General features: G+C 67.7%; 14 protein-coding genes. 8 read left to right on the top strand and 6 right to left on the bottom strand.

Annotation, left to right across the window (positions count from 1 at the left end; translation table 11 throughout):
- Positions 1–92: 92 nt before the first annotated feature.
- Positions 93–1,454, top strand: coding sequence for a DUF4874 domain-containing protein (locus C4N9_RS18145; protein WP_168192282.1), 1,362 nt, complete (start codon positions 93–95; stop codon positions 1,452–1,454).
- A 19-nt stretch (positions 1,455–1,473) separates the two neighbouring features.
- Here the strand turns inward: C4N9_RS18145 and C4N9_RS18140 are convergent, their stop codons facing one another.
- A complete protein-coding gene (locus C4N9_RS18140) occupies positions 1,474–2,415 on the bottom strand; it encodes an L-threonylcarbamoyladenylate synthase (RefSeq protein WP_109534770.1) in 942 nt (313 codons plus the stop codon).
- Positions 2,416–2,543: 128 nt separating this feature from the next.
- Between C4N9_RS18140 and C4N9_RS18135 the strand changes: the two genes are divergently transcribed.
- From C4N9_RS18135 to C4N9_RS18120, 4 genes are all read left to right on the top strand, one after another.
- Entirely contained in the window at positions 2,544–4,253 is a 1,710-nt protein-coding gene (locus tag C4N9_RS18135) for an acyl-CoA dehydrogenase (protein ID WP_109534769.1), read from the top strand.
- Positions 4,250–5,308, top strand: a complete 1,059-nt coding sequence (locus C4N9_RS18130) for an MBL fold metallo-hydrolase (RefSeq protein WP_109534768.1) — start codon at positions 4,250–4,252, stop codon at positions 5,306–5,308. The genes C4N9_RS18135 and C4N9_RS18130 overlap by 4 nt, the downstream gene beginning before the upstream one ends.
- A 133-nt stretch (positions 5,309–5,441) precedes the next feature.
- Positions 5,442–5,588: an aa3-type cytochrome c oxidase subunit IV gene (locus C4N9_RS18125; protein ID WP_245902615.1), complete on the top strand. Its 147-nt coding sequence runs from the start codon at positions 5,442–5,444 to the stop codon at positions 5,586–5,588.
- A 91-nt stretch (positions 5,589–5,679) separates the two neighbouring features.
- Complete coding sequence (locus C4N9_RS18120; protein WP_109534767.1) at positions 5,680–6,279, top strand: hypothetical protein; 600 nt, start codon at positions 5,680–5,682, stop codon at positions 6,277–6,279.
- A gap of 39 nt (positions 6,280–6,318) precedes the next feature.
- Here the strand turns inward: C4N9_RS18120 and C4N9_RS18115 are convergent, their stop codons facing one another.
- From C4N9_RS18115 to greA, 4 genes are all read right to left on the bottom strand, one after another.
- Entirely contained in the window at positions 6,319–6,648 is a 330-nt protein-coding gene (locus tag C4N9_RS18115) for an AzlD domain-containing protein (RefSeq protein WP_109534766.1), read from the bottom strand.
- On the bottom strand, positions 6,645–7,367 hold the full coding sequence (locus tag C4N9_RS18110) for an AzlC family ABC transporter permease (RefSeq protein ID WP_109534765.1): 723 nt from the start codon (positions 7,365–7,367) through the stop codon (positions 6,645–6,647). The genes C4N9_RS18115 and C4N9_RS18110 overlap by 4 nt, the downstream gene beginning before the upstream one ends.
- Positions 7,368–7,371: 4 nt before the next feature.
- On the bottom strand, positions 7,372–8,343 hold the full coding sequence (locus tag C4N9_RS18105) for a hypothetical protein (protein ID WP_109534764.1): 972 nt from the start codon (positions 8,341–8,343) through the stop codon (positions 7,372–7,374).
- Positions 8,344–8,635: 292 nt separating this feature from the next.
- On the bottom strand, positions 8,636–9,106 hold the full coding sequence (gene greA, locus C4N9_RS18100; RefSeq protein ID WP_168192281.1) for a transcription elongation factor GreA: 471 nt from the start codon (positions 9,104–9,106) through the stop codon (positions 8,636–8,638).
- A 331-nt stretch (positions 9,107–9,437) separates the two neighbouring features.
- Here greA and C4N9_RS18095 point away from each other — a divergent pair, with 331 nt between their 5' ends.
- The 3 genes from C4N9_RS18095 to C4N9_RS18085 all read left to right on the top strand — a co-directional run bounded on the left by C4N9_RS18095 (position 9,438) and on the right by C4N9_RS18085 (position 13,784).
- Complete coding sequence (locus C4N9_RS18095) at positions 9,438–11,093, top strand: electron transfer flavoprotein-ubiquinone oxidoreductase (RefSeq protein WP_109534762.1); 1,656 nt, start codon at positions 9,438–9,440, stop codon at positions 11,091–11,093.
- A gap of 130 nt (positions 11,094–11,223) precedes the next feature.
- Positions 11,224–12,936 carry a tetratricopeptide repeat protein gene (locus tag C4N9_RS18090; protein ID WP_109534761.1) on the top strand — a complete coding sequence of 571 codons (1,713 nt, stop codon included), beginning with the start codon at positions 11,224–11,226 and terminating at the stop codon, positions 12,934–12,936.
- Entirely contained in the window at positions 12,936–13,784 is an 849-nt protein-coding gene (locus tag C4N9_RS18085; RefSeq protein ID WP_109534760.1) for a 4-(cytidine 5'-diphospho)-2-C-methyl-D-erythritol kinase, read from the top strand. Before C4N9_RS18090 ends, C4N9_RS18085 begins: the two co-directional genes overlap by 1 nt.
- Here C4N9_RS18085 and C4N9_RS18080 read toward each other — a convergent pair.
- Positions 13,777–14,772 (bottom strand): polyprenyl synthetase family protein, encoded by a 996-nt coding sequence (locus tag C4N9_RS18080; RefSeq protein ID WP_109534759.1) that lies wholly within the window; start codon positions 14,770–14,772, stop codon positions 13,777–13,779. The two genes, C4N9_RS18085 and C4N9_RS18080, sit on opposite strands and share 8 nt — an antisense overlap.
- Between the last annotated feature and the right edge of the window lie 25 nt (positions 14,773–14,797).

Raw genomic sequence — 14,797 nt, 5'->3', positions numbered from 1 at the left:
GGGTGAGGCGCGGTGTATCGTGGATGTCTCGAACGTGCTTTCAACGTTCGGAACAGAGCCGACAACCCGCGTTTCATCAATCCGAGTGTGCCATGTCACGATTTCCCCGCTTGTCCCTCGCGCCCGGCGCCGTTTTCCGGGCGCTTTGTCTGATGCTTTTCCTGTCGCTGATCCCCGGCGCCGTATCGGCGCAGGTCCGGTCGCTGCACTTCGCGGCGGAAGAGGGTTTCGTCTTGTCGCCCGAGCGCGGCTTCTGGATCAGCGAGTACGAGGATTTCCTGCGCAGCGACAACTGGACCTATGAGTGGATGGCCCGCCAGCGCAACGAGAACGGCTATTCCGTGGCCTTCGCGCTGATCCGGCTCGACGACTGGCGCGATGCCCCGCTGCCGGAATGGGAGCTCAACTGGATCGAAGGCGCGCTTGGCAATGCCCGTCGCGCCGGGATCAAGCTGATCCTGCGCTTCAGCTACAATTACGGCGACGGACAGCCCGATGCGCCCTTGTGGCGGGTTTTGCAGCATATCCGCCAGCTTGGCCCGGTGCTGCGGCGCAACCGCGACACGCTGGCCGTCATCCAGGCGGGTTTCATCGGGCAGTGGGGCGAGGGGCATGGCTCGACCAACGGGCTCGACAGCCCGGCGAGCAAGGCGGCGATCCGCGATGCGTTGCTTGAACATTTCCCGCTGGAAGTGCCGCTGCAATGGCGCCGCCCGCCGGACCTGATGGCCTGGGGCGCCGAAGGGCGCGGGCGGTTCGGCTTTCACAACGATTGCTTTCTGTCCGCGCCGGACGATACCGGCACCTATACGGGGTGGGCGGGGCAGCAACTGGCGCAACGCCTTTTCGCGCAGGACCTGACCGAGAGCACGCCGTTCACAGTACAGACCTGCCGGGGCAGCGCGCCACGGCTGGGATGCTGGGCGATCCTAGAGGAAGGGGCGCTTTACCACCTGAACACGCTCGATGCCGCCTATCATCCGGATTTCCACGCCCGCTGGCGCGCCGAAGGTTGCCGGGACGCGGTCGAGCGGCGGCTGGGATACCGGCTGCGGATGGCGTTCGCCCGCATCGATCAGGCCGCGCATGAGGTGACGGTGTGGGTTGCCAATGACGGTTGGTCACGCATCTTCTCGCCGCGCCCGCTTCTGGCCACGCAGTACCGCGGCGGCACGCCTCTGGAGACCATCACGCTGGGCCCGGCCGCGCTTCTGGGACGCGAGACGCCGGCGGGCGGGCAGAGGCTGGGCGATGTCGCGCCGGGTGAGACGCTGCCGTTCCAGGGCCGATTCCGCCGCTGGATCCTGCGCAACGATGTCGTTTGCCTGTCGTCTCCCGATCCCCGACAGCCCGATCTTGGCGCCTATGCCGTGCGGTTCGCGAATGCGGCAGTGCCGGGGCAATCGTGGTGGTCCGACGCGCGCGCGGCCCTCTGCTTCAACGCGGTGCCATGACACCGGCCTGCACGCGGGTCTAGCGCGGTGCCGCCGCGCGGCGAAGCCGGTCGTTGACCGCGCGGCCCAGCCCGGTTTCGGGCACCGGGGCGAAGGCGATGCGGCCGCCGGGCCCGGCCAGAGCGTCGGCTTCGTGCAGCGCGTGGAACAGGCGGGCCGCGGCCTCGGTCGTGTCGCCGGTCTCGGACAGGGTCAGCGCGGCGCCGGGGCAGGGGCCGAACCCCACCCAGACCTCGCCGGGTTCGGGGGCTTCGGCGTTCAGTCGCACCCTGCCGCGCGGCGCGTAATGCGAAGCCAGCTGCCCGGGCGCGGTGATCCGCCCGCCCTTGGGCGTGTCGACCGTCAGGCCCAGAGCCTCGATCGCCTCTGTTGCCAGCCCGCCGGCGCGCAGCAGGACCGGAATGTCGCCCCGCGCGTCCAGGATCGTCGATTCCAGCCCCACCGCACAGCTCCCGCCATCGACCACGGCCTCGATCCGTCCGTCGAGCCCGTCCAGCACATGCCGCGCCGTCACCGGGCTGATGCGCCCCGACGGGTTGGCCGACGGCGCGGCGAGCGGGCCGCCGAAAGCCTGAAGCAGGGCGCGCGCCACCGGATGGGCGGGCAGGCGGATCGCCACGCTGTCGAGCCCGGCCGTCACCAGAGGCGACAGGCCGCTCCTCAGCGGCAGAACCAGCGTCAAGGGACCCGGCCAGAAGGCCTGCGCAAGACGCTCGGCCAGCGGTGTCAGCACGGCATAGCGCGCGACCGCCGACAGGTCGGGCAGATGCGCGATCAGCGGGTTGAAGCGGGGCCGGCCCTTGGCCTCGAAGATGCGCGCGACGGCGTCGTCGCGGGTTGCATCGGCGCCCAGCCCGTAGACCGTCTCGGTCGGAAAGGCGACCAGAGCGCCGCGCCGCAGCAGGTCTGCCGCCTGCGACAGCCCCTTGGCATCTGGGGACAAAACTCGGGTCTCGGGCATGGCGTGGTGACGCTGCGTTTTCGTGTCGGGGGGTGTTCCGGGCGCTATAGTTGCGGCAATACAGCCCGCGATGCGTCTTGCCAAGAACGCTTGGCCCGTGCGCGTCAGCGATTGCCAGGAGGAAGCCGATGCCATTCACGTCTCCCGTTGCCGATGTCCGTTTCCTGCTCGACAAGGTGTTGGGCTACGACCGGCTGGCCGAAACCGAGACTTTCGCCGAAGCCGGGGCCGATGTGACCGAAGCGATCCTGTCCGAACTGGGCCGGCTCTGCGACGAGGTGCTGGCGCCCGTCAATCGCAACGGCGACCTGACGCCCGCCCGGCTGGAAAACGGCGTCGTGCGGACCTCGCCGGGCTTCCGCGACGCCTATCAGGCGATTGCCGAGGGCGGCTGGCTGGGCATTTCGGCGACGCCCGAGTTCGGCGGCATGGGGTTGCCGCAGACGCTGAACACCGCGATGAACGAGATGATGTCGGGCGCGAACCTTGCGCTGCAGCTCTGCCCGCTGCTGAGCCAGGGCCAGATCGAGGCGCTGGAGCACCATGCCAGCGACGAGCTGAAGGCGCTGTACCTGCCCAAGCTGATTTCCGGCCAATGGACCGGCTCGATGAACCTGACCGAGCCGCAGGCGGGCTCGGATGTGGGCGCGCTGAGCACCAAGGCGGTCGATAACGGCGACGGCACCTACGCGATCACCGGGCAGAAGATCTACATCACCTGGGGCGATCACGACGTGGCCGAGAATGTCTGCCATCTGGTGCTGGCCCGGCTGCCCGATGCAGCACCCGGCACCAAGGGGATCAGCCTGTTCATGGTGCCCAAGCTCATCCCCGATGCCGAGGGCAATCCCGGCGAGCGCAACGACCTGCGCGTGGTGTCGCTGGAACACAAGCTGGGGATCCACGGCTCGCCCACCTGCGTGATGAGCTTCGAAGGGGCCAGGGGCTGGATGGTCGGCAAGCCCCATGGCGGCATGGCGGCGATGTTCACGATGATGAACAACGCGCGTCTGGGCGTGGGCACGCAGGGGATCGGCGTGGCCGAAGCCGCCTATCAGCACGCGCTGGCCTATGCGCAGGAGCGCAAGCAGGGCAAGACGCCCAAGGGCGACACGGCGATCATCGACCATGCCGATGTGCGCCGGATGCTGGCGGTCATGCGGGCCGAGATCTTCGCCGCCCGCGCCATCGCGCTGGAATGCGGGCTGGCGCTGGACATGGGCAAGGCCACCGGCAAGGACAGCTGGAAGGCCCGCGCCGCCCTGCTGACGCCGATCGCCAAGGCGCATGGCACCGATATCGGCTGCGAGGTCGCGTCGATGGGGGTGCAGGTCCATGGCGGCATGGGCTTCATCGAGGAAACCGGCGCCGCGCAGTATTTCCGCGATGTCCGCATCACGCCGATCTATGAGGGCACGAACGGAATTCAGGCGATGGATCTGGTCGCGCGAAAGATGATGGACGGGGGCGAGGCGGCCGCGCGTCTGCTGCAGGAAGTTCAGGACAATGCCGAGGCCGCGCGCGGCACGCTGCCCGAACTGGCCGAGGCGACGTGGGAGGCCAGCGAAACCCTGCGTGAAGCGACCGAGTGGCTGGTGGCGCAGGAGATGAACGAGCGTTTCGCCGGGGCCGTCCCCTATCTGCGGGCCTTCGCGCGGGTGCTGGGCGCGCATTACCACCTGAAAGCCGCGATGGTGGAGCCCCAAGGCGGGCGTGCCCGGCTTGCGCGCGTCTTCATCGAGCGTATCCTGCCCGAACATGCTGCCTTGCTTGCGCAAGCGCGCTCGGGGGCCGGGCCGCTTTACGATCTCAGCGTCGAGGATCTTCAGACCGCATGACGACAGCCAGCCTGCACCCGGCAGAACGGGGCATCCGCTTCCCACACGAAACCCCGCCCGGGAAAGGGCAGGCGATCGAGGTCGCGCCGGGGGTTTTGTGGATGCGTATGCCGCTGCCGATGCAGCTGGACCATGTGAATGTCTATGCGCTGGACGATGGCGAGGGCTGGACGCTGGTCGATACCGGCTTCTCGACGAAAAGCACCAAGCGCGACTGGCAGGCGCTGATCGACGGGCCGCTGGCGACGAAACCCGTGCGGCGGCTCATCGTCACGCATCACCATCCCGACCATATCGGGCTGGCCGGATGGTTTCAGACCGAATACGGGGTGGACCTGGTCACCACCCGTACCGCATGGCTGTTCGCGCGGATGCTGATGCTGGACGCCCATAGCCAGCCGGTGCCCGAAACCGTCGCCTATTGGCGCGGCGCCGGAGTGGACGAGGCGGAAATCGAGCGCCGGATGGCCGAGCGGCCCTTCAATTTCGCAGATGTGGTCGACCCGATGCCCCTGGGCTTTACCCGCGTGGCCGAGGGCGACACGATCCGCATCGGCGGGCGCAACTGGATCGTGCGCTGCGGCGACGGCCATGCGCCCGAACACGCCACGTTCTGGAGCCTCGACGACGATCTTGTGATCGGCGGGGATCAGCTTTTGCCGGGCATCAGCGCCAATCTGGGCGTTTACGCGACCGAGCCCGACGCCGATCCCGTCGCCGAATGGATCCGCAGCTGCGAGCGCCTCGCCGGGTTTGCCGAGGATCGCCATCTGGTGTTGCCGGGCCACAAGCTGCCCTTCACCGGCCTGCCGCTGCGCCTGCGCCAGATGATCGAGAACCATCGCGGCGCACTGGCGCGGCTGGAACAGCACTTGTCCGAACCCCGCACGGCGGCGGAATGCTTCATGCCGCTCTTCAAGCGCGAGATCACCGGGTCGGCGGCGGGCATGGCGCTGGTCGAATCGGTCGCGCATCTCAACCACCTGCTCAAGGCCGGGCGGGTGGCGCGGCAGCGCGATGCGCGGGGCGCCTGGCTCTGGCAGCGCGCCGCCTGAGACCCTCGTCCGGCGCTTGGCGGGCGCCGGGCTGTGGCACCGCCACGTCACCGGCCTGCGACGAAGCGACCGGGCCTTTGTGCCGGGGTGACAGGGGTTTCGGCTTCGGCTATGGAAGAAAAAAATTACGGGAATGGAGACTTCCGACATGGCGCATGAACACGGGTCGATGGACACCAAGGAACAGGAAAAGACCTTTGCCGGCTTCATCAAGGTGTCCGTCTGGGTCGCCGCGATCTCGATCGGCATCCTGATCTTCCTGGCGCTTGCCAATTCGTGACAGGCCAGCGTTGCGGCGGCGTCCCCGGGGCGTTGCGCAAACGCGGCAGCCGGGCGCGGTCCGCGCCCGGTTTCATGTAAAGGACGCCGCCATGACCCTGATTTCCCGGACCTTCGCCCTGCTTGCCCTGGTCCTGCTGGCCGCCTGTACAACGAAGCCCGCGGTCTGGGCTCCCGAAGCCGATGTGATCGCCGCGCGCTATCAGCATGACGGCCCGACCGAGATCGTCCTGTTCAACGTCATCAAGAACGATGGCGGGCAGGGCGAACATGCGGCGCTGATGATCAACGCGCCCAGCCAGCGAGTGCTGTTCGACCCGGCGGGAACCTGGACCCATCCGGCCGCGCCCGAACGCCATGACGTGCATTACGGCTTCGACGATACCCAGCTTTATCGCTACACCTATTACCATGCGCGCCGCACCCACCACGTGCGCATCCAGACGGTTCGCGTCCCGCCCGCAACCGCCGAGATGATCCTGCGCCTGGCCGAGCGTCAGGGCCCCGTGCCCGACGCCTATTGCGCGAAATCCATCGTGGCGATCCTGACTCAGGTGCCGGGTTTCGAATGGATCGAGGACAGTTTCTATCCCAATCGCCTGTCCGAGCAATTCGCGACGATCCCGGGCGTGATGGAAGAGCGGATCTATTCCGACGCCGAACCCACGGAACGCCAGCAATACACGCAATGACGAAACGGGGCCTTCGGGCCCCGTTTTCGCATCCGGCGCTCAGGCCAGGATGAGCGTCAGCACGGTCAGCGTGAGAGCGCCGCTCAGCATCGCCCAGATCGCGCTTTTCGTCCAGACGCCCAGCGCCAGCGTGACCAGCGCGGTGGCCACCAGCGTCGGGTCGGGCGAGGTCGCACCCTCGGGCGGCAGGAAGACGCGCGGTGCGATCAGCCCCGGAAGCACCGCCACCGGCGTATAGCGCAGCAGGCGCAGCGCCCAGGGCGGCAAAGGCCGCGAGCCCAGAAGCCCCAGGAACGAGAAGCGCAGCGCGAAGGTGCCGACGCCCAGAACGATGATGATCAGCCAGATGACGGGTTGCGACAGGGTCATGTCCGCGCCTCCCGCCGCCGGGTCTGCCAGATCTCGACCAGCGCCCCCACGACCATCGACAAGAGCCCCGCCACCAGAAGCCCCAGGCTGTAGGGCAGTCCCGCCAGCACGATCGCCGCCGTGACCGAGGTCAGCGCCGCCGCGACATGGGCCAGCGTGCGCAGCATCGGGCCGATAAGCGCGATGAAGGCAATGGGGATCGCGGCGCCGATCGGGATCGTGTCGGGGATCTGCGCCCCCAGCACCGCGCCCGACAATGTGCCCAGATACCAGACCGGGCAGATCAGCGTGACAACGCCGAAGTAATAGGCGACCTTGGCGGGGATGCTCCAGTCCGGGGTCTTTTCGTATTGCAGCGCAGAGACGGCATAGGCCTGATCGACCATCAGATAGGCCACCAACGCCCGCTGCCAGACCGGCGCCGGTCCCAGATGCGGCGTGAGCGAGGCCGAATACATCGCCATCCGAAGATTCACCGCCAGCGCGGTGGCCAGAATGATTGCAACCGGCGCATTGTCGGTCATCATCTGCAGCGCCGTGAGCTGCGCGGCGCCGGCGATGACGGCAATCGAGAAGGCCATCGTCTGGACCACGTTGAGCCCGGCCTCTGTCGCCACCACGCCGAACACAAGACCGAAGGGCGCCACGACCAGGATGAAGGGCCCGCCATGGCGGAAGCCCAGCCAGAAGGCCTGGCGCTGTGAAAGGCTGTTGGTCATCGTGTTATCCAAAAATGCCGGTCACGCGGCCCAGAAGCATGAATGCCCGGGCCGAGCGGGTTTCGGCGAATTGCGCGATTTCGCCGTCCGAGGCGGCGGCCTCGAACGCCACGAAGCGGCGGTCGAAGGTGCGCAGAAAGTGATGCGCCGCCTCGCGGAAACCCGGGTCCGAGCGCATCCGTGCATAGGTCAAGGCCAGCGACGAGCGGTCGCGGATACCGCCCAGCGCCGCCACTTCCGGCCCGCGCGCGCCCAGCGCGAAGGCGCGCCAGATCTCGGGGCGGGCGCGGTCGGGGCGCAGGTCGTCCATGTAGATGCCTTCCTGCGCCAGCACCGTCAGGACCGATTGCGCGGCATGGATCAGCATCGCGGTGCCGTGATCCTCCATCGCGCGGCGCAGGGCGGCGAACCCCTCTTCGTCGTGCTCGGTCTCGGGGAAGTTGAGCGCGCGGATGAAATCCGCCGGACGCACGGGTTCGGGCGCGGGCTCGGGATTGTCGAGCGCCAGCGTCGGCTGGTTGTCGTCCGGACCCTCGGGCGGGGTGTTGGGCGAGACGGTGAAGGGCAGGTTCCGGCGCGTGGTGAACATCGCCATGCGGTCCTCGGCGGCGCGCTGGGCGGCGGCGATCTCGTCGAGCTTTTCCTCGACCGAGGGTTTCAGCGCAAGCCCCGCCGCCTGCTGCTCGCGGATCCACGCCCGACGCATCCCCTCGACCGTGGATTGCAGCCGTGCGGCGTCGTCGCGCATCGCCCGCGCGGCCTTCAGGACCAGCACCGCGACCCAGATCAGCGCGACGGGCAGGAACACCGCCAGCGCCACGACGACAAGGCCCAGGATGTCCGAAATGCTCAGGCCCCGCCGATCCAGGACCACCATCGCCGCGACGATCAGGCCCAGCCACAGGAAAGACAGGCCGAATGCCACCCCTTCGCCCGCCAGCCGGGGGCGGTGTCCCGCGCGCGGGTTGGTCGCCATCTCCTCGGCGCCTTGCGCCGGCGGGGCGACGAAAGCGGGGGCCGTGGGATGGGGGTCGGGGGCCGGTTTGTCGGGGGCGGGCTGCGCGGTCTTTTGCGATGGATCTTCCGCCTGATCCGTCGCGGCGCCGGGGTCCGAGGGGCGGTCCTGAGCGCTCAGCGGCGGCAGCTTTCGTCCGCCGGACGAAGACCGTGCGTCGCCCGCCGGGTCCGGGACCCGGGGCGGGACGCTTGACGAGGCGCTTGAAGCGGCGCCGTCAGGGGGGTCTTCGGACTGGGACATGGCATTGCCGTCAGCGATACTTGATCGCCAGAACCTCGTAGCTGCGCTCGCCGCCCGGCGTGCGGACTTCGACGGAATCGCCTTCTTCCTTGCCGATCAGCGCGCGCGCGAGCGGCGACTTGATGTTCAGCAGGTTGTTCTCGATATCGGCCTCGGCCTCGCCCACGATCTGGTAGGTCTTTTCCTCGTCCGTGTCCTCGTCGACGATGGTCACCGTCGCGCCGAACTTGATCGCGCCCGACAGCTTGGCCGGGTCGATCACTTCGGCCAGACCCAGCAGGCCCTCGACCTCCTTGATGCGGCCTTCGATGAAGCTCTGTTTCTCGCGCGCGGCATGGTACTCGGCGTTTTCCGACAGGTCGCCATGTTCGCGCGCCTCGGCAATCGCACGGATCACGGCCGGGCGTTCGACGGATTTGAGGGTGCGCAGCTCCGCGTCGAGGGCATCAAAGCCACGGCGGGTCATGAGGATCTTTTCCATCGGGTCTCACACGCAAATGAAAACGCCCTCGGCCATCGGCCGGGGCAGGTCTGAGGTCAACGCGACCATCTGATAACAACGGGTGGGTGAAATGCAAGCCCCGCCTGTGGGCCGGTCCGGGCGCCCCGGCGCACAACCGCCGGCTGTGTCCGGGAAACGCGACGAAACAAGACGGAACAAGCGGCGAAACCGACGGTTCACCCGTGTCGCCCGATTTGTCGCAATGCGGCATCGTTACGCGCAGTCTGGATTGACCCTTGTGCCTTGCTGAGGGTATCCACCACGACACAAAGTTGCGCCATTTGGCAGCCATTCGTCACGAGGAGCCACCATGCCAGAGACCGGACCCGCGATCGAACGCGAATCGATGGAATACGACGTCGTCATCGTCGGCGCCGGCCCTGCCGGTCTGTCGGCGGCGATCCGGCTCAAGCAACTCGACGCCGATCTGAGCGTCGTGGTGCTGGAGAAGGGCTCGGAAGTGGGCGCGCATATCCTGTCGGGCGCGGTGCTGGATCCGTCGGGGCTGGACCGGCTGATGCCGGACTGGAAGGAAAAGGGCGCGCCGCTCAACGTGCCGGTCACGCACGACAATTTCTACATGCTGGGCGAGGCGGGCTCGGTCCGCGTGCCCAACTGGCCGATGCCGCCCCTGATGAACAACCACGGCAATTACATCGTCTCGATGGGCAATGTCTGCCGCTGGATGGCCGAACAGGCCGAGGCGCTGGGCGTCGAGATCTTCCCGGGCATGGCGGCAAGCGAGCTGGTCTATGACGGCGACCGGGTGAAGGGCGTCGTGGCGGGTGTGTTCGGTCTGGAGCCCGATGGCTCGATCGGCGAGGGCACCGAGGTCGGGATGGAGCTGCACGGGAAGTATGTCTTCATCGCCGAAGGCGTGCGCGGCTCGCTGGCCAAGGAACTGATCCAGAAATACGACCTGTCGAAGGGCCATTGTCCGCAGAAATTCGGTCTGGGGATGAAAGAGATCTGGGAGATCGATCCCGAGAAGCACCGCGAGGGCACCGTCACCCATACGATGGGCTGGCCGCTGGGCGGCAATGCGGGCGGCGGCTCGTTCATCTACCATTTCGAGAACAACCAGGTGCTGATCGGCTTCGTGGTGCACCTGAACTACCAGAACCCGTATCTGTATCCCTACATGGAATTCCAGCGCTTCAAGCACCACCCGATGGTCGCCGAGTTGCTGAAAGGCGGCAAGCGCGTGGCCTATGGCGCGCGCGCGATTTCCGAGGGCGGCTGGCAGTCGATTCCGAAGATGACCGTGCCGGGCGCGGTTCTGCTGGGCTGCTCGGCCGGGCTGGTGAACGTGCCGCGCATCAAGGGCAACCACAACGCCATGCATTCGGGGATCGAAGCCGCCGAGGCCGCCTACGCGGCGATTCAGGATGGCCGCGCGGGCGACGAGCTGCCGATCTACGAGGAAAACGTGCGCGGCGGCGTGATCGGCCAGGACCTGAAAAAGGTCCGCAACGTCAAGCCGATGTGGTCGAAATGGGGCCTCGTGGCCTCGACCGCGCTGGGCGGTCTGGACATGTGGACGAATACGCTGGGCTTTTCGCTGTTCGGCACCCTGCGCCACGGCAAGAACGACGCCAAGGCGACCGCCAAGGCCGACAAGTACAAGCCCATCGATTACCCGAAACCCGATGGTGTCCTGTCCTTTGACCGGCTGACCAACGTGGCCTTCTCGTTCACCAATCACGAGGAAAGCCAGCCCTGTCACCTGAAGCTGAAGGATCCGTCGATCCCCATCGCGGTGAACCTGCCCGAATTTGCCGAACCCGCGCAGCGCTATTGCCCGGCGGGCGTCTACGAGGTGGTCGAGAAGGACGGCAAGCCGGAATTCGTGATCAACTTCCAGAACTGCGTTCACTGCAAGACCTGCGACATCAAGGATCCCAGCCAGAATATCAACTGGACCACGCCGCAGGGCGGAGACGGGCCCAACTACCCGAATATGTGACCCCGATGCCGGGCCGCTCGCGCGTGCGTGATGTCTCACGCGGGCGCGGGCTGGCCACGCGCATTGCCCTTGACGGGCCACCCCGCTACATCTTGGGACAGACGATCCCTCAGCCCCGCGGGAGACACCCTTGCCTTTTCCCCCCTTCCTTCGCCCGGTCCTTCTGGCCGTCCTGACGACTTCGGGCGTGCTGGCGCCGCATCTGGCCCATGCGCAGGGGGCGGCCGGTGCGTTCCTCGCGGCGCGGCAGGCGGGGATCATGAACGACTTTTCCGCCTCGCTGCCCTATCTCGAACGGCTGCACAGCCTGAACCCCGAGGATCGCTCGACGCTCGAGGGGCTGGTGGTCAGCTCGTTCACCGTGGGCGAGGTCGAACAGGCCGCGCGCAATGCCGCCGACATGCTGGCGCTGGAGCCCACGAACCGGATCGCCGCGCTTGTGCTGCTGTCGCAGGCTTTCGTGCAGACCGATTACACGCGCGCGCTGGACCTCGCGCAAAGCGACGCCGACATGCACCCGTTGATCGCCGGCCTGTCGCAGGCCTGGGCGCATCTGGGCGCCGGGCGCATGTCCGAGGCGCTGGAAACACTGGACCAGATCTCGGGCATGGAGGGGATGGAAGCGTTCGCGGGCTATTGCCGGGCGCTGTCGCTTGCGCTGGTGGGGGATGTCGAAGGCGCGCTCGCCGCCATCGAGGATCCCGAAACGGGCGTCGCCAGCGCGCTCAACCGCCGCGGATACATGGCCTATGCCCAGCTTCTGGCGCTGAACGAACGCTTTGACGAGGCCGTGACGCTGATCGACACGGTGTTCCTGACCGGCACCGATCCGCGCATCGACCGGATGCGCGACAGCTATGCCGAGGGCCAGACACTGCCCTTCGACGTGATCTCGACCCCCGCGCAGGGTATGGCCGAAGTGTTTTCGGTCATGGCGACGGCGATGGAGAATGCCCGCAACCCGGTCGAGGCGCTGATCTATGCGCAGGCCGCCGTCTGGGTGAACCCGGCGCTGAGCGAAGCGCAGCTGATGATCGGCCAGATCTTCGAAGAGATCGAGCAGCCGCATATGGCCGCGCAGGCTTATGACGCGATCCCCGACGACGATGTCCTGGGCAATGCCGCGCGGATGGGCCGGGCGCAGGTGCTGGAGACGCTGGGCCGGCGGGACGAGGCGATCGCCGATCTGACCGCCATGGCCGAGCAGAACCCGGACAGCTATGCCTCCTACAGCGTGCTGGCCGATTTCCTGCGCCGTGACGAACAATTCGCCGGCGCGGCCCAGGCCTATTCCCGTGCCATCGCGCTGATGCAGGATGCGGGCCTGTCGCCCGAATGGCCGATCTGGTTTTCGCGCGCTGTGGCCTATTCGCGGGCCGATGACTGGGACGCCGCCGAGGCCGATTTCCGCCGCGCGCTGGAAGTCGAGCCCGATCAGCCCACGGTGCTGAACTATCTGGGCTATTCGCTGATCGAACGGGGCGAGAAGCTGGACGAGGCGCTCGACATGATCGAGCGGGCCGTCGCGGGCGATCCCGACAGCGGCTATATCCTCGACAGTCTGGCCTGGGCGCTGTTCCGGCTGGGCCGCTATGACGAGGCGCTGCCGCATATGGAGCGCGCGGTCGAGATGGAGCCCACCGACGCCGTGCTCAATGACCATCTGGGCGATGTCTACTGGGCCGTGGGCCGTCAGCGCGAAGCCCGGTTCCAGTGGCGCCGCGCCCTGTCCTTTGCGCCCGCCGATCAGCTGGACGAGGACCTCGTGCGCCGGAAGGTCGAGCATGGTCTCGATGCCGTGCGCGAAGAGGCGGGCGAGCCGCCCTTGCACCCGGCCGAGTGATGCCCGCGCCGACGACCCGGCTTGCCCCGGCCAAGATCAACCTGACGCTGCATGTCACCGGCCAGCGCCAGGACGGCTATCACCTGCTGGATTCGCTGGTGGTGTTCACCGAGCACGGCGACGGTCTGACGCTGGATGCGGGGCCGGGCCTGTCGCTGGATATCCACGGCCCGCAGGCCGCCGCGCTGGCGCCCGAGCCCGACAACCTGATCCTGCGCGCCGCGCGGCTGATGGCGGCCGAAGGCGCGGCCTTCACGCTGGACAAGCGGCTGCCGGTCGCCTCGGGTATGGGGGGCGGCTCGTCCGATGCTGCGGCGGCGATCCGGCTTCTGGCCGAGCGGGACGCGACGCCCTTGCCCGATACCGGGGCGCTGATGCGGCTGGGGGCCGATCTGCCGGTCTGCATGGCCGCGCCGCAGCCCTCGCGGATGCAAGGGCTGGGCGAGCGTGTGGCGCCGCTCGCGGGCATCCCGGCCTTGTGGCTGCTCCTGGTCAATCCGGGGCAGGGGCTGTCGACGCCCGCCGTCTTCAAGGCGATGACCGAGCGTCAGAACCCACCCATGCCCGACGCGCTGCCCCAAGGGCTGGATGCCCTCGCGCTTTGCGATTGGCTCGGGGGGATGCGCAACGATCTGCAGGCGCCCGCGATCAGGCTGATGCCCGCGATCCGCGACCTGCTGGATGTTATCGAGGCCCAGCCCGGCTGCGCGCTGGCGCGGATGACGGGATCGGGCGCCACCTGTTTCGGCATTTTCCGCGATCGGGACAGCCGCGATGCGGCGGCCATGGCGCTGACAGGGCGGGCGGCTTTCGTGATGACGACGCGGACGCTGCCCTCCGTCAGTTGACGCGTTCCACGACGAAATCGGACAGGTCGGCCAGCATGTCCTTCAGCGGATGCGCGGGCAGGGGGGCCAGCGCCGCGCGGGCGCGCGCGGCCCAGTCCAGAGCCGCCTGACGCGTCGAGGCCAGCGCGCCGTGTTTCTCCATCAGCGCCATCGCGCTTTCCAGGTCGCCCTCGTCCTGCTGGCCGCGCGCGATCGTGCGCTCCCAGAAGGCACGCTCGGACGCGTCGGCGGCGGCAATCGCGCGGATCACCGGAAGGGTCAGCTTGCGCTCGCGGAAATCGTCGCCAAGGTTCTTGCCGATGGCCGTCCCGGCGCCGCCGTAATCCAGATAATCGTCGACGATCTGAAAGCAGATCCCCAGCGCGTCGCCGTAATCGAACATCGCCTGCACCTGCTCTTCGGGCGCGCCGGTGATGACCGGCCCGACCTGCGTCGCGGCCGAAAACAGCGCCGCCGTCTTGCCCCGGATCACCGTCATGTAGGTATCCTCGGTCGTGGCGATGTTCTGCGCGGCGGTGAGCTGCAGCACCTCGCCCTCGGCGATCACCGCGGCGGCGTTCGACAGGATCGACAGCGCGCGCAGATTGCCCGGCTCGACCATCAGCTGGAACGCCCGGGCGAACAGGTAGTCGCCCACCAGCACGCTGGACTTGTTGTCCCACAGCAGGTTCGCCGTCGGACGCCCGCGCCGCTGACCGCTTTCATCGACCACGTCGTCATGCAAGAGCGTCGCGGTGTGGATGAATTCGACCGTCGCCGCCAGCTTGACATGGTCCTCGCCTTCATAGCCGCAGAGCCGCGCGGCGGCGAGGGTCAGCATCGGGCGGATGCGTTTGCCGCCCGCTTCGATCAGATGCGCCGTCACCTCGGGGATGCGCGGCGCGTTCTCGGACATCATGCGGGTGCGAATCAGGGCGTTCACGCGATCCATGTCGTCGGTCAGGACTCGAGACAGGGCTTCGAGCGGGCTGACGGAGGTGACATTCATCGGCGGCTGCCTCTGCTTTGACAAG

The organism is Pararhodobacter marinus (genome assembly GCF_003122215.1).
Lineage (GTDB): Bacteria > Pseudomonadota > Alphaproteobacteria > Rhodobacterales > Rhodobacteraceae > Pararhodobacter > Pararhodobacter marinus.
The sequence above is the reverse complement of the archived record's forward strand: the minus strand, read 5'-3'. Positions and strand labels throughout refer to the sequence as shown.

Coding starts and splice junctions, on each gene's coding strand:
- C4N9_RS18140 (WP_109534770.1), bottom strand. CDS start 2,415: ATGCCCGAGACCCGAGTTTTGTCCCCAGATGCCAAGGGGCTGTCGCAG.
- greA (WP_168192281.1), bottom strand. CDS start 9,106: ATGGAAAAGATCCTCATGACCCGCCGTGGCTTTGATGCCCTCGACGCG.
- C4N9_RS18085 (WP_109534760.1), top strand. CDS start 12,936: ATGCCCGCGCCGACGACCCGGCTTGCCCCGGCCAAGATCAACCTGACG.
- C4N9_RS18105 (WP_109534764.1), bottom strand. CDS start 8,343: ATGGCGACCAACCCGCGCGCGGGACACCGCCCCCGGCTGGCGGGCGAA.
- C4N9_RS18110 (WP_109534765.1), bottom strand. CDS start 7,367: ATGACCAACAGCCTTTCACAGCGCCAGGCCTTCTGGCTGGGCTTCCGC.
- C4N9_RS18145 (WP_168192282.1), top strand. CDS start 93: ATGTCACGATTTCCCCGCTTGTCCCTCGCGCCCGGCGCCGTTTTCCGG.
- C4N9_RS18125 (WP_245902615.1), top strand. CDS start 5,442: ATGGAGACTTCCGACATGGCGCATGAACACGGGTCGATGGACACCAAG.
- C4N9_RS18095 (WP_109534762.1), top strand. CDS start 9,438: ATGCCAGAGACCGGACCCGCGATCGAACGCGAATCGATGGAATACGAC.
- C4N9_RS18130 (WP_109534768.1), top strand. CDS start 4,250: ATGACGACAGCCAGCCTGCACCCGGCAGAACGGGGCATCCGCTTCCCA.
- C4N9_RS18135 (WP_109534769.1), top strand. CDS start 2,544: ATGCCATTCACGTCTCCCGTTGCCGATGTCCGTTTCCTGCTCGACAAG.
- C4N9_RS18115 (WP_109534766.1), bottom strand. CDS start 6,648: ATGACCCTGTCGCAACCCGTCATCTGGCTGATCATCATCGTTCTGGGC.
- C4N9_RS18080 (WP_109534759.1), bottom strand. CDS start 14,772: ATGAATGTCACCTCCGTCAGCCCGCTCGAAGCCCTGTCTCGAGTCCTG.
- C4N9_RS18120 (WP_109534767.1), top strand. CDS start 5,680: ATGACCCTGATTTCCCGGACCTTCGCCCTGCTTGCCCTGGTCCTGCTG.